This is a genomic window from Sporosarcina sp. A2 (assembly GCF_050858885.1).
GTDB lineage: Bacteria > Bacillota > Bacilli > Bacillales_A > Planococcaceae > Sporosarcina.
Genome location: NZ_CP193898.1, coordinates 1,065,794 through 1,089,338, shown reverse-complemented (window position 1 = coordinate 1,089,338; position 23,545 = coordinate 1,065,794). Strand labels below are relative to the sequence as shown.

General features: G+C 40.9%; 25 protein-coding genes. 2 read left to right on the top strand and 23 right to left on the bottom strand.

What is annotated here, in order from left to right; genetic code table 11:
* Positions 1-42: 42 nt before the first annotated feature.
* From mtaB to gpr, 11 genes are all read right to left on the bottom strand, one after another.
* A complete protein-coding gene (gene mtaB, locus ACRPI0_RS05080; protein WP_432355205.1) occupies positions 43-1,386 on the bottom strand; it encodes a tRNA (N(6)-L-threonylcarbamoyladenosine(37)-C(2))-methylthiotransferase MtaB in 1,344 nt (447 codons plus the stop codon).
* 16 nt (positions 1,387-1,402) lie between these two features.
* A complete protein-coding gene (locus tag ACRPI0_RS05075; protein WP_432355204.1) occupies positions 1,403-2,143 on the bottom strand; it encodes a 16S rRNA (uracil(1498)-N(3))-methyltransferase in 741 nt (246 codons plus the stop codon).
* A gap of 1 nt (position 2,144) precedes the next feature.
* On the bottom strand, positions 2,145-3,089 hold the full coding sequence (gene prmA / locus ACRPI0_RS05070) for a 50S ribosomal protein L11 methyltransferase (protein WP_432355203.1): 945 nt from the start codon (positions 3,087-3,089) through the stop codon (positions 2,145-2,147).
* Positions 3,090-3,104: 15 nt separating this feature from the next.
* The gene (gene dnaJ / locus ACRPI0_RS05065; protein WP_432355201.1) at positions 3,105-4,241 is read right to left on the bottom strand and encodes a molecular chaperone DnaJ; all 1,137 of its coding nucleotides are present in this window, start codon (positions 4,239-4,241) and stop codon (positions 3,105-3,107) included.
* A gap of 128 nt (positions 4,242-4,369) precedes the next feature.
* Complete coding sequence (dnaK, locus tag ACRPI0_RS05060; protein WP_432355200.1) at positions 4,370-6,196, bottom strand: molecular chaperone DnaK; 1,827 nt, start codon at positions 6,194-6,196, stop codon at positions 4,370-4,372.
* Between the two features lie 50 nt (positions 6,197-6,246).
* Entirely contained in the window at positions 6,247-6,828 is a 582-nt protein-coding gene (gene grpE, locus ACRPI0_RS05055) for a nucleotide exchange factor GrpE (RefSeq protein ID WP_432355199.1), read from the bottom strand.
* A complete protein-coding gene (hrcA, locus tag ACRPI0_RS05050; protein ID WP_432355198.1) occupies positions 6,825-7,877 on the bottom strand; it encodes a heat-inducible transcriptional repressor HrcA in 1,053 nt (350 codons plus the stop codon). The genes grpE and hrcA overlap by 4 nt, the downstream gene beginning before the upstream one ends.
* Before the next feature lie 96 nt (positions 7,878-7,973).
* Complete coding sequence (hemW, locus tag ACRPI0_RS05045; protein ID WP_432355197.1) at positions 7,974-9,107, bottom strand: radical SAM family heme chaperone HemW; 1,134 nt, start codon at positions 9,105-9,107, stop codon at positions 7,974-7,976.
* A 74-nt stretch (positions 9,108-9,181) separates the two neighbouring features.
* Positions 9,182-11,005 carry a translation elongation factor 4 gene (lepA, locus tag ACRPI0_RS05040; RefSeq protein ID WP_432355891.1) on the bottom strand — a complete coding sequence of 608 codons (1,824 nt, stop codon included), beginning with the start codon at positions 11,003-11,005 and terminating at the stop codon, positions 9,182-9,184.
* Positions 11,006-11,179: 174 nt separating this feature from the next.
* Positions 11,180-11,977 carry a stage II sporulation protein P gene (gene spoIIP, locus ACRPI0_RS05035; protein WP_432355196.1) on the bottom strand — a complete coding sequence of 266 codons (798 nt, stop codon included), beginning with the start codon at positions 11,975-11,977 and terminating at the stop codon, positions 11,180-11,182.
* A gap of 44 nt (positions 11,978-12,021) precedes the next feature.
* Positions 12,022-13,065: a GPR endopeptidase gene (gene gpr, locus ACRPI0_RS05030; RefSeq protein WP_432355195.1), complete on the bottom strand. Its 1,044-nt coding sequence runs from the start codon at positions 13,063-13,065 to the stop codon at positions 12,022-12,024.
* Positions 13,066-13,261: 196 nt separating this feature from the next.
* Between gpr and rpsT the strand changes: the two genes are divergently transcribed.
* The gene (gene rpsT, locus ACRPI0_RS05025) at positions 13,262-13,513 is read left to right on the top strand and encodes a 30S ribosomal protein S20 (RefSeq protein ID WP_025784807.1); all 252 of its coding nucleotides are present in this window, start codon (positions 13,262-13,264) and stop codon (positions 13,511-13,513) included.
* Between the two features lie 38 nt (positions 13,514-13,551).
* Here the strand turns inward: rpsT and holA are convergent, their stop codons facing one another.
* A complete protein-coding gene (gene holA / locus ACRPI0_RS05020; RefSeq protein WP_432355194.1) occupies positions 13,552-14,562 on the bottom strand; it encodes a DNA polymerase III subunit delta in 1,011 nt (336 codons plus the stop codon).
* A gap of 156 nt (positions 14,563-14,718) precedes the next feature.
* On the opposite strand from holA, the gene ACRPI0_RS05015 reads away from it, so the two are divergent.
* Positions 14,719-14,853 (top strand): YqzM family protein, encoded by a 135-nt coding sequence (locus ACRPI0_RS05015; protein ID WP_025784809.1) that lies wholly within the window; start codon positions 14,719-14,721, stop codon positions 14,851-14,853.
* Between the two features lie 50 nt (positions 14,854-14,903).
* Here the strand turns inward: ACRPI0_RS05015 and ACRPI0_RS05010 are convergent, their stop codons facing one another.
* The 11 genes from ACRPI0_RS05010 to ACRPI0_RS04960 form a co-directional block, all read right to left on the bottom strand.
* Complete coding sequence (locus ACRPI0_RS05010; RefSeq protein ID WP_432355193.1) at positions 14,904-16,940, bottom strand: DNA internalization-related competence protein ComEC/Rec2; 2,037 nt, start codon at positions 16,938-16,940, stop codon at positions 14,904-14,906.
* Between the two features lie 257 nt (positions 16,941-17,197).
* Positions 17,198-17,761 (bottom strand): ComE operon protein 2, encoded by a 564-nt coding sequence (locus tag ACRPI0_RS05005; protein WP_432355192.1) that lies wholly within the window; start codon positions 17,759-17,761, stop codon positions 17,198-17,200.
* Between the two features lie 39 nt (positions 17,762-17,800).
* Positions 17,801-18,367, bottom strand: a complete 567-nt coding sequence (locus ACRPI0_RS05000) for a helix-hairpin-helix domain-containing protein (protein ID WP_432355191.1) — start codon at positions 18,365-18,367, stop codon at positions 17,801-17,803.
* A 156-nt stretch (positions 18,368-18,523) separates the two neighbouring features.
* The gene (locus tag ACRPI0_RS04995; RefSeq protein ID WP_432355190.1) at positions 18,524-19,258 is read right to left on the bottom strand and encodes a class I SAM-dependent DNA methyltransferase; all 735 of its coding nucleotides are present in this window, start codon (positions 19,256-19,258) and stop codon (positions 18,524-18,526) included.
* Positions 19,255-19,605: a ribosome silencing factor gene (rsfS, locus tag ACRPI0_RS04990; RefSeq protein ID WP_432355189.1), complete on the bottom strand. Its 351-nt coding sequence runs from the start codon at positions 19,603-19,605 to the stop codon at positions 19,255-19,257. The genes ACRPI0_RS04995 and rsfS overlap by 4 nt, the downstream gene beginning before the upstream one ends.
* Before the next feature lie 15 nt (positions 19,606-19,620).
* On the bottom strand, positions 19,621-20,175 hold the full coding sequence (gene yqeK, locus ACRPI0_RS04985) for a bis(5'-nucleosyl)-tetraphosphatase (symmetrical) YqeK (protein WP_432355188.1): 555 nt from the start codon (positions 20,173-20,175) through the stop codon (positions 19,621-19,623).
* The gene (locus tag ACRPI0_RS04980; RefSeq protein ID WP_432355187.1) at positions 20,162-20,734 is read right to left on the bottom strand and encodes a nicotinate-nucleotide adenylyltransferase; all 573 of its coding nucleotides are present in this window, start codon (positions 20,732-20,734) and stop codon (positions 20,162-20,164) included. Before ACRPI0_RS04980 ends, yqeK begins: the two co-directional genes overlap by 14 nt.
* Before the next feature lie 14 nt (positions 20,735-20,748).
* Positions 20,749-21,039 carry a ribosome assembly RNA-binding protein YhbY gene (gene yhbY / locus ACRPI0_RS04975; protein ID WP_432355186.1) on the bottom strand — a complete coding sequence of 97 codons (291 nt, stop codon included), beginning with the start codon at positions 21,037-21,039 and terminating at the stop codon, positions 20,749-20,751.
* A complete protein-coding gene (aroE, locus tag ACRPI0_RS04970; protein ID WP_432355185.1) occupies positions 21,026-21,868 on the bottom strand; it encodes a shikimate dehydrogenase in 843 nt (280 codons plus the stop codon). Before aroE ends, yhbY begins: the two co-directional genes overlap by 14 nt.
* A gap of 15 nt (positions 21,869-21,883) precedes the next feature.
* Positions 21,884-22,987: a ribosome biogenesis GTPase YqeH gene (gene yqeH / locus ACRPI0_RS04965; RefSeq protein ID WP_432355890.1), complete on the bottom strand. Its 1,104-nt coding sequence runs from the start codon at positions 22,985-22,987 to the stop codon at positions 21,884-21,886.
* On the bottom strand, positions 22,984-23,499 hold the full coding sequence (locus tag ACRPI0_RS04960; RefSeq protein ID WP_432355184.1) for a YqeG family HAD IIIA-type phosphatase: 516 nt from the start codon (positions 23,497-23,499) through the stop codon (positions 22,984-22,986). Before ACRPI0_RS04960 ends, yqeH begins: the two co-directional genes overlap by 4 nt.
* Positions 23,500-23,545: the final 46 nt, after the last annotated feature.

Sequence of the window (23,545 nt, the reverse complement as noted above, 5' to 3'; positions counted from 1 at the left end):
CGGAATAGAAAAGAAACCGCTAGTCAAGCTAGCGGTTTCCAATTAATGCACTAATTCTTTTGGTTCTTCCATCACTCGAACGAATTGTCCTTCGTTGTATGGATATCCCGCTTTCAGCACTTTCACTCGAACAATCTTACCGACCATGGACTCTTCTGCAGGGAATACTACTTTCAAGTAATTATCCGTGTAGCCTACATACAGATCACTCTCTGGATCTTGGTCGAATTTCTCTTCAGGAATGACTTCAAGTACTTCATCTTCGAATTCAGCAGCATACTGTTTGGCTAATTGATCATTCAATTCGATTAGTCGATGCACACGTTCATTCTTTACTTCTTCATCCACCTGGTCTTCCATACGAGCAGCAGGTGTCCCTGTCCGTTTAGAGTATGGGAACACATGTAGTTCAGAGAATCGATGATCACGGATGAAGCTATAAGTATCCATGAACTCTTCTTCAGTTTCACCTGGGAATCCAACAATTACATCTGATGTAATTGCGAGATGCGGCAACGCTTCACGAAGTCGATCTAACCGTTCTGCAAAGAACTCCATTGTATACTTACGTCGCATCCTCTTCAGCACAGTATTTGAACCAGATTGAATTGGGATGTGCAGATGTCGAACAATGATTGACGAATTATTTAATACTGCTATAACCTCATCGGTCAATTGACTTGCTTCAATCGAACTAATCCGAAGTCGCTTAAGTCCCTTGACTTTAGTTTCGAGATCTACTAATAACTTAGCTAGATTATTATCTTTCAAATCCTCGCCATAACCACCTGTGTGTATTCCAGTTAGTACGATTTCTAAATAGCCAGCATCCACGAGCTGTTGAGCTTGGCGAACAACTTCTTCTGGATCACGTGAGCGCATAAGACCCCGAGCCCAGGGAATAATACAAAACGTACAGAAGTTATTACACCCTTCCTGAATCTTCAAAGAAGCACGAGTACGATCTGTGAATGCGGGTACATCCAGTTCTTCATAAACCCGATTTTTCATGATATTACGTACAGCATTAATCGGCTGTCGTTCTTCACGAAATTGTGCGATTAACCCGAGTAATTTAGTACGATCTTGAGTACCGACAACGATATCTACCCCAGGAATCGCCATGATTTCTGCAGGTGAAGTTTGTGCGTAGCATCCTGTTACACAAATAACTGCATCCGGATTTTGACGAACTGCACGACGGATTACTTGTCGACTTTTTTTGTCTCCCGTATTCGTCACAGTACATGTATTGATAACATATACATCAGAGTTTTTTTCAAAATCTGTACGCTCATATCCGGCATCTTTGAAAAGTTGCCAAATTGCTTCTGTTTCATAATGATTCACTTTACAGCCCAATGTATGGAAGGCAACCAAAGACATAAGCTGCTCACCTCTTTCATTCAAATTCGTAAGACATAGCGGAAAGTACGTATAATGGCGCAGTTTCTGTACGAAGGATACGAGGTCCAAGTGATGTCGCCATGAAACCGGCATCCTTTAGGCTCTCAGCCTCAGCCCTCGACAAACCACCTTCTGGTCCAAATAATACCAGTATCGATTGTCCATGATACACGTTCTCCAGACGTACTGCAATCTTATTTGACGTTCCTTCTTTTGCTTCTTCTTCATCCGCAAATAGACAAATATCAAAAGACTCGGCTTGTTTCAGAAGTTGTTTAAATGAAAGCGGCTCAGATATTTCGGGTATGACCGTACGATGAGACTGCTCGGCAGCTTCCTTCGCAATTTTACGAAGTCTACTAGTCTTCTTGTCACCCTTTTTTTCATCCCATTTCACAATCGAGCGCTCTGCTTTGAAAGGTATCATTGCAGACATACCAAGTTCTGTCCCTTTTTGAGCAATCAATTCCAACTTATCCCCTTTGGGTAAACCGCATGCTAACGTAACTGCAACAGGAAGCTCACTGTTAGATGTTGTTTTTCCCGTATTCTTAACACGAACACCAGATTCGTTGAATTGTTGAATGATTGAAATATGACCGAACCCTTTTGAGACACAACAAATTTCATCACCTTCACGCATTCGCATAACACGCGTAATATGCTTCTCATCGTCACCAGTAATAATCGCAAAACCAAATTCGTCAAAAGGTTGGTCTAGGAAATAGCGTTGCACGTTACTCCCCCCGTTTACGAGCGATTAAGGCCACCCAATCTTCCATTAAAACGGATTCAACAATTTCAAATCCTTTTTGAATAAGATCCTCTTTTACGAAGTCTTTTTTAGCACCGATAATGCCGGATACAATGAACAACCCGTTATCTGCTAGTAACTGATACGCATCCTGAGAAAATGTTACAATCACTTCCGCTAAGATATTCGCTACAATTACATCTGCAGGTTCTTTAACAGAATCCAACAGATTCCCGTGTAAGACTTCGACTGTCTCTTCACAGTGATTCAGAGCAATATTTTCTTTAGCCGAACGTACGGCAACTTCATCTAAATCTAAAGCGAGAACGCGATTTGCATCTAATAAAGTCGCACCAATAGCTAACACACCAGACCCTGTTCCTACGTCAATAACATAGTCTGCAGGTTTCACATATTTTTCGAGTGCTTGCAAACACATGACTGTTGTTGGATGAGTCCCAGTACCAAAGGCCATTCCTGGGTCCAGTTCGATAATAAGCTCATCGGACTCAACAGGTACATATGTCTCCCAAGTAGGAACAATCGTGAAACGACCTGAAATCTTCACTGGATGATAATACTTTTTCCATGCAGTTGCCCAGTCCTCTTCGTCGACTTCTGTTGTTGTAATCGCTTTTTTCCCTGTATCCAAGTTGAATTGCTTCAGCTTATCAATCGACTCACTGATTTCTTGGACCGTTTCTTTTAAAAAGCTAGTTGCTGGTAAATAAGCCTTTACTAAGACACCTTCATCAGGAAAGTCTAGAGGATCCAGATCATAGATTTCTCCGAAACGATCTTCATGAATGCGATCAGGTTCAGAGGAATCTTCAATGACAACTCCGCTTGCTCCTGCCTCATGAAGAATGTTTGCAACTGCTTCGGTTGCTTCATTTGTCGTATGAATTGCTATTTCAGACCATTTCACGCACACTCAGTCCTTTCAGTCACCTTTAATAGATCGTTTGATTTTGTCAAACAATGAACTCGAATATTCTCCAGGAGCATCTCCATCAATTGAAGCGAATTCTCGCAATAGTTCTCTTTGTTTTTCAGTCATTTTCTTAGGCGTAAGGAGTTTCACAATAACGTGCTGATCACCAACACCGTGTCCATGAACGTTTTGAATTCCTTTGCCACGTAGACGGAACGTTGTACCAGGTTGCGTTCCTGCTGGAATCTTCAAATTGACAGTTCCATGAATAGTAGGAACTTCTATTTCATCTCCAAGCGCTGCTTGTGGGAACGTAATTGCAATTTCCAATATGATATCGTCTGCTTCACGAATGAACTTTTCATGTGGACGAACACGGAAAACAATATATAGATCTCCGGCAGGTCCACCGTTCACTCCGCCTTCACCTTGACCCGCAACACGCAATTGCTGACCATCATCGACACCTGCTGGAATTGTAACGCTGATTTTCTTACGTTTTTGAACGCGCCCGTTTCCATGACAAGTTTCACACTTCTCTGGAATAATTTTACCTGTTCCCTGACAGACGTTACATACTTTCCGATTAACCATTTGACCGAGTGGTGTGTTTTGGGTAACTGAAATTTGACCTGTTCCGCCACAATTAGTACATGTTTTCACAGATGTGCCTTTTTTAGCACCACTTCCATCACACGTATCACATACTTCTTCACGAGGTATTTCAATTTCAGTCTTTTTACCGAAAGCTGCCTCCATGAAATCGATAGTCATCGTGTATTGAAGATCGTCTCCTTTACGGGGAGCGTTCGGATCACGTCGACGTCCACCGCCGCCACCACCAAAGAACGAACTGAAAATATCATCAAATCCGAAGCCATCACCGCCACCAAATCCGCTGAACCCTCCACCACCAAAGCCTTGGTTTGGGTCTGCATGGCCATACTGGTCATACGAAGCACGCTTATTTTCATCACTAAGTACTTCAAAAGCTTCTGTAACTTCTTTAAACTTATCTTCCGCACCTGCTTCTTTGTTCAAATCAGGGTGGAACTGTTTGGAAAGTTTGCGATAAGCTTTCCGTATTTCTTCTTTAGTAGCCGTTTTCGGCACTCCAAGTATTTCATAATAATCTCGTTTGCTCATTCATCTACACTCCCGAAACTCATTTAGCGTTGTGTGCATTGTAACACTTTTTGAGTAAGTTTGGTAACAAACGAAAAAGCCAAAGCCGGAATATCGGACTTTGACTTTTCCGTCAATCAGTTATTGATTTAGTTTTTCTTGTCGTCTTCTACTTCAGAGAAATCAGCGTCAACAACGCCATCATCTGAATCTGTTGCATTTTCCCCTTGAGCATTTGCTTCTGCTTGAGCTTGCTCATACATTTTCATCGTCATTTGTTGAACAACCGCTTCAAGAGCATCTTTCTTTTCTTTCATCTCTTCAAGGTTGTTCGCTTCGATAGCCACTTTTAGAGCTTCTTTTGCCTCTTCAACACTCTTCACTTCTTCTTCAGACACTTTACCTTCCAAGTCTTTCAATGTCTTTTCAGACATGAAAACGAGTTGGTCTGCTTCGTTACGAAGATCCGCTTCTTCTTTTTGCTTTTTGTCTTCTTCAGCGTGTGCTTCAGCATCTTTCACCATGCGATCGATTTCGTCATCTGAAAGACCTGAACTTGACTGAATTGTAATGTTTTGTTCTTTTTGAGTTCCCATATCTTTAGCTTTTACTGTCACGATACCATTTTTATCTATATCAAATGTAACTTCGATTTGTGGAACGCCACGTGGAGCTGGTGGAATATCCGTCAATTGGAAACGACCAAGTGTCTTATTATCAGTTGCCATCGCACGCTCACCTTGAAGAACATGGATATCAACAGCTGGTTGGTTGTCAGCAGCAGTTGAGAACACTTGTGATTTACTAGTTGGGATTGTTGTATTACGATCAATCAGTTTCGTGAATACGCTACCCATTGTTTCAATACCAAGTGAAAGTGGAGTTACGTCTAGCAATACTACATCTGTAGTGTCACCAGTAAGGATTGAACCTTGAACTGCCGCACCCATTGCTACTACTTCATCCGGGTTTACGCCTTTAAATGGCTCTTTTCCAGTTTCTTTTTTGATTGCTTCTTGAACTGCTGGAATTCGTGTAGAACCACCAACCAAGATTACGCGATCTAGTTCTGAAGGTGAAAGATCTGCATCTTTAATTGCTTGACGAGTTGGAATCATTGAACGTTCCACTAATGCTGCAGTGAGTTCATCAAACTTCGTACGAGACATGGAAACTTCCAAGTGAAGTGGTCCAGCTTCTCCTGCTGTGATGAATGGAAGTGAAATTTGTGTATTTGTAACTCCAGACAAATCTTTTTTTGCTTTTTCAGCAGCATCTTTCAAACGTTGCATTGCCATTTTATCTTTAGAAAGGTCAATACCATTATCTTTACGGAATTCTTGTACTAGATACTCAATGACGACATCATCAAAATCGTCTCCGCCTAATTTGTTATCACCAGCAGTTGAGCGTACTTGGAATACTCCATCACCAAGTTCAAGGATAGATACGTCAAATGTACCGCCACCAAGATCATAAACTAGGATTGTTTGGTCTTCATCAGTTTTATCTAAACCGTAAGCAAGTGCTGCTGCTGTCGGCTCGTTAATAATACGTTCGACTTCAAGTCCGGCGATTTTACCTGCATCTTTAGTTGCTTGACGCTGTGCATCATTGAAATAAGCAGGAACAGTAATTACTGCCTTAGTAACTTTTTCACCTAGGTATTCTTCTGCATAGCCTTTCATGTATTGAAGAATCATTGCAGAAATTTCTTGTGGTGAGTACTCTTTATCTTCAACTTTTTCTTTGTAATCTGTACCCATATGACGTTTAACGGACATAATTGTATTCGGGTTCGTGATCGATTGACGTTTTGCTACTTCACCGATTTGGCGTTCTCCATTTTTAAATGCAACAACTGAAGGAGTTGTACGGTTTCCTTCTGGATTCGGAATTACTTTTGCCTCTCCGCCTTCAAATACCGCTACTACTGAGTTTGTTGTTCCTAAGTCAATACCAATAATTTTACTCATATCTAAAATTCCTCCTAAATATATACATGAATTGTGTAGTTAGTAATGTGTTATTCGTTCACTTTAACCATTGCTGGTCGTAGTACACGATCTTTCAACGTATACCCTTTTTGTAGCACTTCAAGCACAGATCCTGAAGGGAAGTTATCATTGGAATCAGTCATGACAGCCTGATGGAAATTCGGATCGAATTCTAATCCCGCTGCTTCGATTTCAGTTAAACCGGAAGATTTCAACGCCTCTTCCAAACTGCGGAACACCATTTCCATTCCAGTGAGAAGTGATTTCGCATCTTCACTTTCAGCTTTCACAGAAAGTCCTCGCTCAAAGTTATCTAATACTTGTACAAGGTTGGTTAACACTTCTTGCGACCGGTATTTCTGTAACGCTTCTTTGTCGAGCGTTGCTCTTCTTCTAGTATTGTCTAAATCAGCCATTATACGAAGACGACGATCTTCTTCTTCAAGAAGCTGTTTCTTCAACTCAGCGATTTCAGCGTCTTTCTCATCTTCAACCGATAGAGTCTCTTCTTCAACGATTGCTTCTTCTACTGAATCACCAGCAACTGCTGTTTCTTCTTCATCAGTAGCCGTAACTTCTAATTCTTCAGATGTTAGGTTTTTTTCTGTCATGATTCGTTCCTCCTGTCCGTTCTACCATCAATCGTTAGCCGTGCGAGTGCATTTGAAAGATCATCACTTAATATGTCAAGTAATGTGATTACTCTTCCATAATCCATTCGTTTTGGCCCAATGATCGCAATGGAGCCAGTCATATCTGTCCCAACTGCATACGCCGTCGTAATGACACTAAAGTCATCTAACGTTTGCTCCTGATTCTCGGAACCGATACGCACTTGTATGCCTGCAAGATCATTTTTGAACAATGTAAGTGGCATTCCGTGTTCGATTGCCTCTAAGAACGTTTTTACTTTTTGTACATCATTGAATTCGGGTTGCTTCATCATGTTCATCTGACCGCTGTAAAATAGACGTTCCTCGGTCTTTCCTGTCATGGCGTCTTGAATCGAAGTAAGAATCGTGCCAGCATTTTTAACATGACGTTCAAATAGTAATTTCGATTCTGTTGCTAACTGACGAGGTATTTCAGACAGCGGAGTTCCTACTAGTCGCTCGTTCAGAAGATTGACCATTTTCTCAATATCCGAAGGGGACAATCCATCCGCCGCATCAAACACATGATTTTCGACTCTTCCACTATCCGTCACCATGATGGCAACTGCTTTCGTTCCTGACAATGGAACAATTGAGAAGCGTTTAACTTTATGAGCCGTTGTGTCCGGTCCAAGTAAAACCGTCGTATAGTTTGTCAGTTCCGATAGAATAGACGCTGAATTTCTAATAAGAACTTCAGCTTCGAGCACTTTTTCTTGAAAGATCGAACGTAATTGAAGGTTATCCTCCATTTTTAGCTTTTGAGGTGTCAGCAAGTGGTCGACATAATATCGATATCCTTTTTCAGAAGGAACCCTTCCCGAAGACGTATGAGTTTTTTCGAGAAATCCCAATTCTTCAAGATCCGCCATCTCATTACGGATGGTCGCCGGACTAAAAGGAGCTTCCTCCTTTTTGGAAAGTTGCCGGGAGCCCACTGGCTGAGCGGATTCGATGAAGTCGTTAACCGTCAGTTGCAAGATAAGCAATTGTCTGTTCGTCAACATAATCATCACTCCTGTTAGCACTCTTATTGAATGAGTGCTAATACTATTCATAATTTATCAAATCACAAAGACGGTGTCAAACATTTGAATCTGATTTTAGCCAAGAAATTCTTGAAAGGCTTCGTTCCCTTTAAAAATCCCGTTTCTAGTTAGTCGGATTCGATTTTCATGAATTTCCACCAAGTCTTTTTGAATTAGATTTTCAATCACTGCCCCATACTTTTCATTCATTGAAATCCCGAACTTTTCAGCAAAATGGGGAATCGAAACACCTTTAGTTTGCCTAAGACCTAAAAATAGTTCTTCTTCCATACTTTCCTGAAGAGTTACTACATTCGATTCAATTCTTGGCAATTCACCAGTTTCTACGTGTTCCATATAACGCTTTAGCGGAGCGATGTTAGCATATCGAACTCCATTTAAGTATCCATGTGCCCCTGCACCTATGCCGGCATATTCGTCGTTTTCCCAGTAGATCATGTTATGGATAGACTCTTTTTGTGGAATGGCAAAATTACTAATTTCATATTGAGCCCTTCCCGCTAGTTCCATGCGCTCAATTAGTTCAGCGAACATGATCGTTTCCGCATCTTCTCCTGGTAAAGGGAGTCGACCTTTGTTCATCAAATTATAAAACACTGTTTTCGGTTCAACGATTAATGAATAACCCGAATAATGCGGGAGCTCAAGTGCTAATGCTTGGTCCAAAGTCGAATTCCATTGTTGTTGCGTCTGACCTGGTAAAGCATAAATCAAATCTATACTGATGTTTTCAAAACCCGCTCGTCGTGCGTTATTAACAACTTCAATCGCTTGTTGAGGACTATGAGAACGTCCTATCTTTTTCAACAGTTCTTCATCAAATGACTGAACACCTAGGCTTAAACGTTTTACGTGGCCATTTTTCAACACATGCAGCTTGTCCGTCGTTAGTTCGTCAGGATTTGCTTCAGTTGTAAACTCTGTTAAGTTCTTTACATCAACGTGGCTATGAACGATTTCCAGTAATCGTTCCAGTTGCTTAGCATTAAGTGCTGTTGGTGTACCTCCTCCAAAGAAAACAGTCTCTACTTTAGAAAAGTCTGCGCCTGTCAACTTCAATATTGTTAGTTCTTTGTCAATCGTTTCAATATATTCGTCTACTGGCTGGTTTTCAAAAAATACTTTATTGAAATCACAGTAGTGACAAATTTGGTGGCAGAATGGGATGTGAATATAGATGCCTCTCATACGTTGCTTTCCCTCCTGTAAACGCCAAACAGAGGGCTATATGCCCTCTGCTCATGCATCGTAATATGCGCTTATTATTCTTCGTCCATTCGTAGAACAGCCATGAACGCTTCCTGTGGCACTTCTACAGATCCTACTTGTTTCATCTTCTTTTTACCTTCTTTTTGCTTTTCAAGAAGTTTTCGTTTACGTGAAATATCTCCACCATAACACTTCGCAAGTACATTTTTCCCCATAGATTTAATGGTTGAACGTGCTACAATCTTCTGTCCGATCGCAGCCTGTACAGGCACTTCAAATTGTTGACGTGGAATAAGAGATCTCAACTTTTCAACGATTGCTTTTCCTCGATCATATGCAAAATCGCTGTGAACAATGAAGCTAAGTGCATCGACTGTTTCGCCGTTCAACAAGATATCCATCTTATTAAGTTTAGATTTTTTATAACCAATCAATTCATAATCGAGTGACGCATAGCCTTTTGTCCCTGATTTCAATTGATCGAAGAAGTCATAGACAATTTCAGCTAACGGTAGCTCATACATAATGTTCACGCGTGATGAATCCATGTAGTCCATCGTCAAGAAGTTACCGCGTTTCTTCTGGCAAAGTTCCATAACTGAACCAACATAATCATTCGGTACCATGATGGACGCTTTTACATATGGCTCTTCTACGTATTCAGTTTTCTGAGCATCCGGCATCATCGATGGGTTATCAACTTTCATTTCGCTACCATCTGTCAAAACGACATTATAGATAACACTTGGAGCTGTCGTGATTAAGTCGATGTTGAATTCTCGCTCTATTCGTTCCTGAATGATTTCCATATGAAGCAGACCTAGGAAACCACAACGATATCCAAACCCTAGAGCTTGAGAAGTTTCTGCTTCGTATTCTAAAGCCGAGTCATTAAGTTCTAACTTCTCGAGCGCATCTCGTAAATCATTATATTTTGATGTATCAATCGGATACAATCCACAGAATACCATTGGATTCATCTTACGATATCCTTCGAGTGCTGTCTCGGCGGGATTATCTGCAAGTGTTATCGTATCCCCTACTCTCGTATCCCCAACAGTTTTAATAGCTGCTGACAAGTAGCCTACGTCACCTACAGTGAGTTCTTCGCGTGGTACAATTTTGGGTGTGAATACGCCAAGGTCCACAACTTCGAATTCTTTCCCAGTGGCCATCATGCGAATTGTATCGCCCTGTTTAACGGAGCCTTCCATGATTCGGATATTAACGATAACACCTTTGTACTGATCGTAATGCGAGTCAAAAATCAGAGCTTTTAACGGTGCACTTGGATCTCCCGTTGGTGCTGGAACTTTTTCAACGATTTGTTCGAGGATATCTTCAATACCAATTCCTGATTTCGCTGACGCCAAGACTGCTTCTGATGCATCGATGCCGATTACATTTTCGATTTCGTCTCTCACACGTTCTGGATCAGCTGCAGGTAAATCGATTTTGTTGATGACTGGTAAGATTTCTAAGTTATTATCAAGAGCCAAGTAAACATTCGCAAGCGTCTGCGCTTCAATCCCCTGTGCTGCATCTACAACTAGAATGGCTCCTTCGCATGCAGCGAGACTGCGTGAGACTTCGTACGTAAAGTCGACGTGTCCCGGTGTATCAATCAAGTGGAATGTGTAATCTTCACCGTCTTTTGCAGTATAAGATAGCTGAACAGCATTAAGTTTAATAGTGATTCCACGTTCTCTTTCTAGATCCATCGAGTCCAATGTTTGTGATTTCATTTCTCGAGCAGTAATTGTATCTGTTTTTTCTAGTAAGCGATCCGCGAGAGTGGATTTCCCGTGATCAATATGTGCAATAATTGAAAAATTTCGTATGTTTTTCTGTCGATCCAATTTCTGTTGATGATTCATCATAATTCTCACTCCTAATTCGGCTAGTATGAATTATAGCAGAAACAGAGCACTGGTGTTACACATTTCCTTAGAAGTGCAGACAAAGTCACAATATATTTGAAGAATGATGGTCCAAACAAAAAAGAAGGAGTTGAAAACTCTCCTTCTTCATACTTATATGCGTTGTTTCAATCACTCTTCAACAAATGTAGAAGTAACCGCTTCTGCAAGAACTGCAATCGTTCTGTTCAACTCTTCCTCGTTATTACCGATACCACCAAGTTCAACTAAGATAAAACCTGGATGCAGGTCTTGGTTGTACTTTCCATCCACTCCAGGTCCGCCTTTAACAATAATTGGTCGCGTGATACCTTGCACCCTGGACTCCATCTCTTTTGTAACTTGCTTAGCCACTTCGTAGTTTTTAGAATAGTTCTTATGTTCTTTACCAATTACAAACGCGACTTTAGCATAACGCTCCCCATCCACTTCAATCGTGGTTTTATCGGCCGGGATCGAGTCGCGATGGATATCCAGCACGATATCATAATTTTTCTCTGTTATTGTCTGTTGGAGATATGGACGAATCGTTTTATAAGAACGATGGTAAGGAATTTTCTTCTTCGCCATTTCTTTTTGGATATCTACAGGTAGTACATCCGCCTCCACACCAAATCCCGCAAATTGAAGTTGAAGTTTCTCTCCAACTTTAGTGATGTTCTCTGTTTTGTGGGAGACCGCGACTTTACCATCCACAGCAAGCGTAATCGGCTCATACGCCTCTTCGGAATGCGTAAAATGCACTAAAACTTTTTTGTCGCTTGATGGCTTAGGTGCTTCTAGAACATTGGATGCGTAAACAATATATGCTTTCTGTTTTAACATCACTGCGGAACTATCCGATTGTTTAGTGGGAAGCAAGTGGAGCAGTATTGGGAATATAAATAAGATAAATACAGCAAGAGTCCAGATTTTTAATGTTTTTTTCAATAGTCATCCCCCCATCCTCGCTACTATATGCGGGGGGATGCTTCTCAAGAACTTTGTTTTACACTCTGTATCCATGTTCCAAGACTAACTGATAAAGCAGATGCATAATGCTGTACCCAACCATCTATCTCTTTCGGAGAGATGAAAGTTTTCAACTGATGATTGGATAGCACTTCTTCAAATAATTGCACACGTTCTTCGTGCGGCCATGATGCCCAGTCTCCAAATACAGGGATTAGGTTACTCCGATCCGCTTTACTAGTATCAGCATGAAGCCACGGAGTCACTGACAACCTTGAAGATGGTTTGCTTTCTTCTTCAATCTTCGCTGCCATATAACCAAACAACGTATCAATCGCGTCAGCAATCAGGACTGGCCCGTCAACAACTGTAGGAATTCCAATCGCAATTACTGGAACTCCTAATGATTCTTGAGATACTTCCTTGCGGCTATTCCCAACTCCTGAACCTGGGTGGATCCCAGTATCGGTCAATTGAATGGTTCTACACAAACGCGAACTGTCCCGTGCAGCTAATGCATCGATCACAATTAGCAAATCAGGTTTGACAGTGTCAACAATCGCTTTGATGAAATCTGCAGTTTCTAATCCCGTTTGAATTGTAACTCCTGGAGAATACACATAAATTTCTGCACCATCTTCATTATAATAATCTGGAACGACTCCATTAAGCCGCTCCATAGTTAACGGTCCAACAGCATCGGGCGTCACGTCCTTATTTCCAAGTCCGATGAAGAGCAATTTACATTCCTCTTTGAGTTCTAGAGGTTCAGTAATTTTTTTAAGCTGTTGGGTCATAGATTTTGCTAACTTAGCTAAGCCCGCTTTGTCATCCGCATGCAGTAACGGATCGGTTAACGTAATGTATGTCCCTTTTTTCTTTCCAATTCGCTTTTCACCTTGTTCATCTACAACTACAGTCGTTAACACGATTCTTCCTTTTTTTTCTTCAGTGAACTCAATTCCTGTAGATTCGGCTAGCTTTGCTTTCTCCTCTGAAGTTTTGTGTTTCACCATCTCTTCACTTTCAACGACAAGGTCCGTCCTATAAAAGTCGAAGTTTTCCATGACTATCACCTCTACTACAAGTGTGTACGCGTAGGATGATTTTTATGCTCCTTCAATTTTTCGACACTTGATTTAGTTTGTATGTGTTTTGTAGTTGCATAAATGGCCTGAGTTTGATAAAATTATTTTTGTTATAAAGAGATATCCGAGAGATCGTGGAAACACTCTTCTTACCTGATTTCTGGAGGTGAATGAAATGCCAAACATTAAAGGTGCTATTAAACGCGTTAAGCAAAGCAATGCGATTAACGAACAAAACTCACGCACAAAGTCTGCAATGCGTTCTGCTTTGCGTAAAGCTGATGTTGCAATCGATAACAAAGCTGACAATGCAGAGGAATTAAAGCGCGCTGCTATTAAATCATTGGACACTGCTGCCGGTAAAGGCCTTATCCATAAAAACACAGCTGCACGTCAAAAAGCTCGTCTTACAAAAAAAGCTTTGTAATTTTAAAAGCTGTCCGTCATTGACGGACAGCTTTTTTATTACAATTTTTCCATAAAAAATAGTTCTAATACTCTTTCGCGACTTCCTGATGTGGACTTCAACTTCAAATCGATTGAAGCAAGCTCATTCAATACTTGCAACAAACGACGTTCAGAAGGTATGTTTCTGTTACTCATGACAAGTTTGACTCGATACGGATGAACGTTTAGAGTGCTAGCAATTTGTTGCTGGTGGTACCCTTTACGCTTCAGTGTACCGACATGCAACATGAGACGCACTTGACCAGCAATTAACGATGTCATGGCGATCGGTTCTTCTCCACTTCTTAATAAGTCATGGTAGACAGCTAACGTCTGTGCACGATTTCCTGAAATATAGGTATCCGTCAGGCGAAAAATTTCTGTTTCTGGAGATCTAGGTACCAAACGGTCAATTAGTTCCTTTGTAACCTTCCCCGTATCACTTAGATAAGCTCCAAGTTTCTCAAGTTCTTTTGATAACTGCATCATATTTTCCCCGGTTGTTTCAACTAGATAATCAGCCAGCTCTCGGTCCATACTAAGCCCGAATGTTGTCGCATGTTGCTGCACCCATACAGTTAAGTCCGTTTCGGTGAGTTTGTTAGCTTCCATTACGACTGCTTTTGACGTCATCATTTTCGTTATCTTTTTTCGTGAATCCAATTTTTCATAAGGCGCTATAAATATAACGGTAGCAGTTGGTGACGGATTCTGTAACCATGATTCAAGTTGGTCGAGGGAGTGTTCTACTTTTTCTTTCCCTCTATCCTTTGCCTTCAGGAATGAGGCATTTTTGGCTACAATCACTTTACGATCTTGCAAGAATGGTAGCGTGTCAGCTTCTTCGATCACTAGATCCACCGGAGTTTCTTCTAGATCGTAATACAGAATGTCTTCTTGCTCGATCCCTGGAGTCTTTGAGATGATCTTAGCGAGCGTTTGCTGCAACAAATACATCTCGGTACCCGTTAGTAAATAGACTTCTTGCCCGGGATTGTTATCGGTTTCTTTCTTTGCTTTCGAACTCATTTCAAATCACCTCATTTACATCCTTTAAGTATACATTACGTTGAGCTCTTATGGAGATATTGTGACAAATTGAAACCCAATTGCCATATCTTTGTTTTTCTATGGATTTTTAAGTGCCTTTGTTCTATACTTGAACTTGAATCAGGAGGTGTAGCAATGAACGAATTCGAAAAGGACGTCCAGTCCAAACGTAATGATCTTCTTGACTCAGGTGTTGGCTTCATTGTATCTTTCGTAGGTTTCTCTTTAATTTGGGTAATTGCTACGATTGTCGAAGTCGCCGCGCGCTGATCAGACATAGTTTAACTAGAGAAAGACTCCAAATTTGGGGTCTTTCTTTTTTATCGCGTTCCCGTAATCTTAATTCCTTGATTCTTCACCTTTACAACAATAGTTCCTTTTTCTGCTGTTGTTAACACATTTACTTGCTGGTCCAAAAGCCGTTCGACAACTTCCTCATTAGGATGTCCATATCTGTTATTTCGACCAACAGATATGATAGCTGTATCAGGTTGTAGAAAATCCAAGAATTCTTGAGTTGTAGATGTTTTACTGCCGTGATGTCCTACTTTTAGAATTAAGGGAGACAGCTTTATGCGGCCATATCTGTTGAGTACCTTTTGCTCTCCTTCCATTTCTAAGTCTCCTGTAAATAAAAAGTATCCATGCTCACTCTTCATGAGAAGTACGAGTGAACTGTTATTATGTGAATAGGCATCATCGAAGGGTGATAGGTAAGTAAATTCTACTCCCCCTTTTCTCCAACTTTCTCCTGTCAACGTACTCAATACACGGGTTTTTTGTAAGTTTGCTTCCTTCAAAACGGGCAACATATTTTCTTCTTGTAAGCTACCTGCAGGTGCATTGAGTTCTTTCACTGCCAGCTCTTGGAGTAGCTCATCTGCACCTCCCATGTGATCTTCGTGCGCGTGGGAAATGATGAGCTTATCCACTTTGCTGATTCCTTTACCTTTTAAGTAGGGCACAACAATTTGTCTTCCAACCTCAAACGATTTCTCTGGTGTTTTCCATGTTGGAGGTCCTATTGAAACAGTTCCTCCAGTGTCTATGACGTATACACCTCTCCTGAAAGGAAGCTCAATAACAATGCTGTCACCTTGCCCAACATCCAGAAAAGATACATACATATTGGAATCCATATATGGTTTTACTTGAAATGCCATTGCAGGAACGAGGACAAAAATCAGCCCAACTAGTTTTCTGTTCCACTTTTCAATAACGACAAAACTGCAACTAATACAAACAACCATTATAACAATCCAACTAACAGAGGGCTTTCCAGCTGTCCATACTTGAAAAGGTAACCCTGCAAGCCATGCAGTAGCTATCGATATCATAGTTCGTATAGGTTCGTAAATGATGAATAGCATATTCACTCCTGTTTCCGAGAGAATAGAAACGAGTAGTAGGACAATATTACTCGGAAGAATAATTATGGAGTACAAAGGTACATACACTAGATTGACTAGAAAAGAAGACAACGATAATTCAAAGAAGTGAACTAGTAAAATAGGAGCAAGTGCAACTTGAGTGATTGCTGTTACACTTGCAGAAATCATCAGAACCGATTGTTGTTTCTGCAAATAACTTGCCGAGTACAACAATGAAAATGCAGCTGCATACGACAACTGAAAGCCTGGTTGGAATAGAATGAATGGTTTAATGAGCATGAATCCAAGAGCACTTACTGCTAATGCATCATCCATTTTCAATTTTAGTCGGCCGGATGCAGATAATAGCAAGAGCATAGTCACAGAGACCGCTCGCCAAACTGATGGCGCTCCCCCTGCTATCAATGCATAGCACGGTAATAAGAACAAAAGTAATGTGTCAATCGTTTCAATGCGCAGTCGTAATCGTTTAGCTACAACTCGCAACATGATTGTTAATAGCCCAACATGAAGTCCTGATATCGCAAATAGATGGGTGATTCCAAGTGTTCTATATTGCGAAGACAATTCTTGATCCATCCCACTTCTATCCCCTATTAATAATGATTCCGCTTCAGTTTGTAGGGAGATAGGGAAAACCCGATTGATGTGTTCTTTGACCGCAGTACGTCTTATTAAAAATCGACTAAGTGGATCGTCCTTTCTTTCATACAACTTCATTTCGGTCGCGCGAAATATAAAGTCTGAACCGTTCATACGAAGGTACGATGCCATATTAAATGAATATGCATGAGCAGGGTGTTCAGGAGTTTCAAGTATTCCCTCCAAAGATATTCTCCTGCCCTCTAGCGAAGTAGCAAGTAAACGTAATTTCTCTTGTTCATTTTTAATGGTGTAAATTACGTAATAGACGATACCTTCAGTGTCTGTGGCAAAACCCTTCACTTTCGCGCCATCAATTTTCACATTATTAGACAACCTCATAGTGAGAGTATTTGGTTTATCAGTAGGAATAGGCGTATGAAGAGTTACATAATTTGAGAAGTATAAATAAGAAGACGAACTAACTGCAAGTAATAGAAAAACAGCGTAAATGTCTCTCTTACTTGAGACTATCAGGGGAAGTAGCAGGAGGTTAAGCCATAACCATTCAGTAGAACCGTATGCAGCTACTGCTGATACGGCCACTGAAAGAGTCCAGTACATAAAGCGTGTTTTAAATACTAATTTCCAAATAGTTCTTGTGCGCGTGCTGAAAAACGGTTCAGGTCGTCTTCAGAAACATCCGCAAGTTGCATAGTTTGCAACATTTCGTAAACTAATTGTTCTTTAGATGCTTTTTCAAAATCTAAATTCCTAGCATCAAACGGAATCTGCACCACTTCGATACCTACGTGCTTAAACAATTCGATTGCATACTCATTATTCCTATAATCTTCACCATAATAGACTTTAGAAATGCCTGCCTGAATTATGGCTTTAGAACATTGCAGACACGGGAAGTGAGTGACATACAAAGAAGAACCTGCAGCAGGAGTTCCATATTTCCCGCATTGCAATAGTGCATTCATCTCAGCGTGTATCGTACGGATGCAATGATTATCGACTACATAACATCCTTTGTCGATACAATGATCCCCACCTGACACTGAACCATTATAGCCGCCTGCTATAATCCGATTATCTCTTACAACGACTGCTCCAACTGCAAGCCTTGTGCAGGTACTCCGTACTGCTAGCAGGCTACATTGAGCCATAAAGAACTGTTCCCACGTAATTCTTTCCATACAATCGCCTCCAAAACTACACACGTATTTAACAATAAACTACTTAACGGAAATTGAATCAGATAAGGCTTCGAAAGTCTTTTCACCAATTCCTGAGACTTTTTTTAAATCATCTATTTTCTGAAATGCACCTTGTTCAGTACGATATTTAATAATTGCAGCCGCTTTAGCAGGGCCAATCCCTGTAAGTGTTTGCAGTTGTGATTCATCTGCAAGATTGAGATTAACTAGGTTAGTACTTGAATCACTAGTTTCCGTCGTTTCGGTATGCTGTTGAAAATCTGGTAATTCCTCACCGATTACTGGCACATAGATCACTGCCTCATCCGATAAGCGCTCGGCATGGTTAAGATGACGACTATCCGCATGCTGTGTATAGCCACCTGCAGCTGTAATCGCGTCTATTAGCCGTTGACCTTCTTGTAGTGTATAGACGTTCGGATGTAAGACAGCCCCTTTAACGTCGATTACAATAATGTCCGGGACTTCTTTAACTGGCTCTGTAAGAAGCTCCATCGATTCCGGTTCTGGAGTAGTGACTAATGAATCATATAAATTTTCGTCAGGAAGAAGCTCGTCTTCTCCTTGTCCTCGGGGAAAGAACAAAAATACTGAGAGTACGACAGCTAGTACAAGAGGTGTGGTGACTTTCCGCCATTTCCCTAAGAAAATCGTAGAAAACAGAAAAAGTCATCCTTTCTTTTAGATAAATATGAGTTGAATCCCCTATACTATAACGCATTTATCTAACAAGCGATACTGTTATTTGCGAACTTGAAAAAATATTCTTTCACTTTCCTCTTCAGGCGCTTCATCTTCCCAATCGGCAAAAATTCGTTCAACTGTAAACCCTGTACGCTCAAGCATCTCAACATATTTCATGACTGGATAGGTACGCTGGTAATGGACTTCGTCAAATCGGATATAACGTCCATCTTCTTCGCGTACAAAAAATGCAAGGTCTGAATGAACCGAATGAGTTTCTTCCCCTTCTTCCGTTTCCCATATGTATGAAATATCTTGACTGACATGCGTAAACGGACTCTCCATAATGAGTACGTCTGTTTTAAATGTCGAATGAACATCAAATAGTAAAAGTCCCCCAGGAAGTAATGCATCGTAAATTCCTTTGAATGTTTGGTTTACTTGCTGTTCATCCTCTAAATAGTTTAACGAATCGATTGGAATAACAGCCGCATCGAACTGGTCAGGTACAGCAAGTTGCTGCATAGCCTGATGCATAAATTGTAGAGAAGGAAAGCGATTTTGTGCACGTTTTTTTGCAACAGTGAGCATTTCTTCAGACAAATCGATTCCAGTGACATTCGCGCCTCTTTCAGCAAGAATAACGGAAAGAATCCCGGTGCCGCAAGCGACATCCAGGATCCTTTTATCTGACAACCCATTAAGCGCTGTATGAATCAGATCCGCGTATGCAGGATAAGGAATATCCTGCATTAGCTCGTCATATACAGATGCAAATTGAGAGTACATCATCGTATTGTTTCGTCTCCGACTTCAATCATCGGCGCATCGCCCCAAAGGCGTTCAAGGTTATAGAAACCGCGCTCGTCTTTATGGAAGATGTGAGCTACAACGTCCCCAAGGTCAACAAGAACCCAACGGCCTGAATCCATTCCTTCAATACGTTTAACTTCATAATTTTCTTCAGAAGCTTTATCTGCTATTTCACGGGCAATTGCTTGAACTTGTCGCTCAGAGTTGGCATGACAAATTACGAAATGATCTGCAATTAGTGATACGCCCTCCATATTGAGTACGACGATATCCTCCGCACGCTTGTCATCTGCTGCTTTAAATGTAACTTCTAATAATGTTGGCATTGTTCCACTTTCCTTTCACTTCACAAAATAATTGTAGCATTCAATGGAGTCTGGGTATACTGGTACCTGTTTTCCAATTAAATGAGTAACCGTCTGTATAATACATGCTCGCATCGCTTGTTCTAAAGATCCAGCTACAAGTGCTCTCAATTCCTCAACTCCAGGAAATTCGCGTCCCGGCTCAATCATATCAGCAATGTAGATAATCATCTCAAGTTTGGACATATGCGCTCTACCTGTTGTATGGAATCGTATTGCATTTAAAATATCTTTATCCTGCACACCAAACTCTGCGGCAGCAATAATGGCGCCTGCTGGTCCATGCCACAGCTCTTTATGAAATTCAAGTAACTTAGGCTCTGCGTGATGCTGGATTAACAATTCCTGCATCTCTTTTGCATCCATGAATTTCGCGATATCATGGAACAACGCAGCAGTTTCTGCAGCTTCGATTGACTCCCCGTGAATTCTGGCAAGACTCTTTGCTGTTTCAGTAACTCTTAATACGTGTTGAAACCTCTGTATAGGCATCCGTTTCTGAATATGTTGAATGAGTTCAGCGGGTTCCATATAAGCCCTCCTGTCGAATGTAGCGGTCTACACCACCAGGTACAAGATATGCGGTTGTTTGCTGCTTAGCATATTTCGTACGTATGAGTGTTGACGATACATCAATCAGTGGTGTTTCAATATATCGAATAGGGTACGATGTTTTACGTAACGAACCCGTTCTATTAATACCCACAAATTGAACCAACTTCATTAAATCATCAATTTTGTACCAAGTATGCAAGGAATCGACCATATCTCCGCCAATGATGAAATAAAATTCAGTATTCGGCTGTTTTTCAGTTAAACGTTGCATCGTATCCACTGTGTAGGAAATTCCACCGAAGGAGACTTCTTCGTTACAACTACGAAGAAATTTGTTCTCCTCAACAGCGAGGTCTACCATTTTAAGACGTTGACCTGGTGATGCTGTGTCTGCGAGTTGCTTATGAGGTGGCACAGCTGTTGGCATTAACCACACTTCATGCAGGTGTAGCGCATCGCAAACTTCATTGGCCATAATGAGATGTCCGATATGTGGCGGATTAAATGTACCACCCAAAATCCCTATTTTCCGCATACCATCGCCCCCGTTTATGGTAAAACGATTTTTTTCTTCTCGGTCGATTCTTTATAGATGACGATTGTCTTACCGATGACTTGGACAATCTCAAAACCTGCTTGATCCTCAAGGATGCCCGCAATCTCATCCTTATCTTGTTCACAATTTTGAAGAACAGATATTTTGATAAGCTCCCTAGCTTCGAGCGCTTCTTCGATTTGCTTAATAATTGCATCCGTCAAACCACTTTTACCAATTTGGAAAATAGGTTGTAATGGATTTGCTTGACTACGTAAGTAGCTCTTTTGTTTATTTGTTATCATGGTGATCCTCCAATTTTTGTGTAAGTTGTTCCATCATGCCTACAGTATTCGGTCGGATACCTGTCCATTTTTCGAAAGCACTAGCCCCTTGATGAACAAACATACCGATTCCGTTTGCTGTACGTGCACCTTTATTTCGTGCAGCTGTTAAAAATTTAGTTTCAAGAGGGTTATAGATGATATCAATAGTTGCAGCTCCAGGAGAAACGTTAGACGGATCTAACGGCATCCCTTCAGATGAAAACGCCATACCTACTGATGTAGTCTGGATAATGATCCCGAAGCGTGCTAATTGCTGTTCAGCTTCATGATTAGCAAGGCAACTGGAATTTGGCAGTCTTGCACTCAAAACTTCAGCATGTTTCATAGTTCGATTTGTGAATGTTATAGCACCATATCCAGATTCACGAAGTCCGAAAGCAATTCCTTTTGCAGCGCCGCCAGCACCGATGATTAAAATTTCGTCCTGTTTATGCTCAAGTCCGAATTTCTCTTCTAATGCTCTGACAAAACCAGTTCCATCAGTGTTAGATCCTATGAGTGAACCGGCTTCATCATACTCAACCGTGTTGACAGCTTCCATGATAGCCGCAGATTTATCGATATGACCTAGGTAAGGGAGTATATCACTTTTATGCGGGACCGTCACATTCCACCCTCTACAACCTAGCAATTGTAGACTCAAAATGACACTTTGCAAATCGTCTTTTTTTGCGTGAATAGGAATGTAACTCGCATCGATACCATTTTCCTGAAACCAAAAATCATGCATACCCGGAGACATGGACTGTTCAATTGGATCGCCAATTACTGCAAACCATTTTTTCATCACAAGTCCCCCTTGTTAGATTAGTGACGGACGTAAAACAACATCTACACCCCGTGGTGCGTGAATAGCGATTACTACATTAGCATGTTGAACTGTAATCCAACCAAGACCAGAAATGACGATATCCGTCTTCGCTTTTTTTATAGAAAACTCATGACGTACCAGTTTAGGGAACGATTCTAACGAAAGTTTCCCAGGAGGTGACAACATATCACCTAGATGTGTTGCGTACAAGTCGTCGGCATTTTCAAGCTTAGTCCGATGAAGTGGAAGTGCATTAGCCGTATGAACGTTAAACGAAGATCGTTCCCCTTTTATGAAGTCAAAGCGGGCCAATCCGCCAATAAAGAGCGTTTGCTCTGCATTCAGTTGGAAGATTCTTGGTTTGATTTCTTTTTTAGGTGTAATGGCTTTCAACTCACTTGGATCCAAGTAATGGGCTATTTGATGATTATTGATAATACCTGGTGTGTCATAGATTGCTTTCCCATCATCCAATGGAATCTCTACAAGATCCAACGTTGTTCCAGGGAAGTGTGAGGTTGTAATAACTTCACTTGTACCAGTTGCCTGCTTAATAATCCTGTTGATGAATGTTGATTTACCGACATTTGTACAACCGACAACGAAGACATCCTGTCCACGACGTAATTCATCAATGCGTTCCAACGCTTCAGGAACACCTTGGCCTCTAGCAGCTGAGACTAACATTACCTCAACCGGCTTCAACCCCAATTTAGACGATTGTTCTTTCATCCAGTTAATCAGTTTGTTACGATTAACGGATTTCGGCAAGACGTCCACTTTGTTACCGATGAGAATAATATCTTTTTTCCCTACAAATCGTTGTAAACCATGAATCCAACTTCCGTTGAAATCAAAAATATCGACAACTAGAACGACGAGACCTTCTCGATCACCAATCCCATTTAAAATGGCTAAAAAGTCATCACCCGATAGTGAAACTGGCTGTAACTCGTTATAGTTTCTCAGACGGAAACAACGTTGACAAATGACTTCTTCTTTCTCTAATGATGCAGGTGGTGCAAACCCTTCTTTTTGAGGGTTTTCCGTTTGAATCGCAATTCCGCATCCAATACATGTTAGTTCCAAATCTATTCCTCCCAAGAAATCATTCCTTTTCGTTTCAGCGTTTTCATAATACGACGTTCGATTTGACGATTGAATTTCGTCATAACCCCGTCAGAACTCGCAACAGGTACAACCAGGATTGTGTGTAATCCGAATCGATTGCCCCCAAGTATATCGGTCATTAGCTGATCACCAATCATTACCACTTCTTCTTTTTGGAGCTCCATCTGACTTAGCGCTTTTCTAAATGCTTTTGACAGTGGTTTCCGTGCTGAAAAGATGAAGGGTGTCTCAATTGGATCGCAAAACGCTTTTACACGTAACTCATTATTATTCGACAAGATTGTTACTTGAAGTCCAGCATCCTGCATATCTTTAATCCAGGTTGCTATTTCCGGCGTAGCATCAGGCCGGTCCCAAGCAACAAGTGTATTATCTAGATCAGTAATAATGCCTTTAATGCCTTTATCTAAAAAATCACTAGGTGAGAGCTGATAAACATCTTTAACATATTCATCTGGCAAGAAATTATTGTACATCCTATCCACTCCATTACTGTGCTGATTCGCACTTATTATACCACAC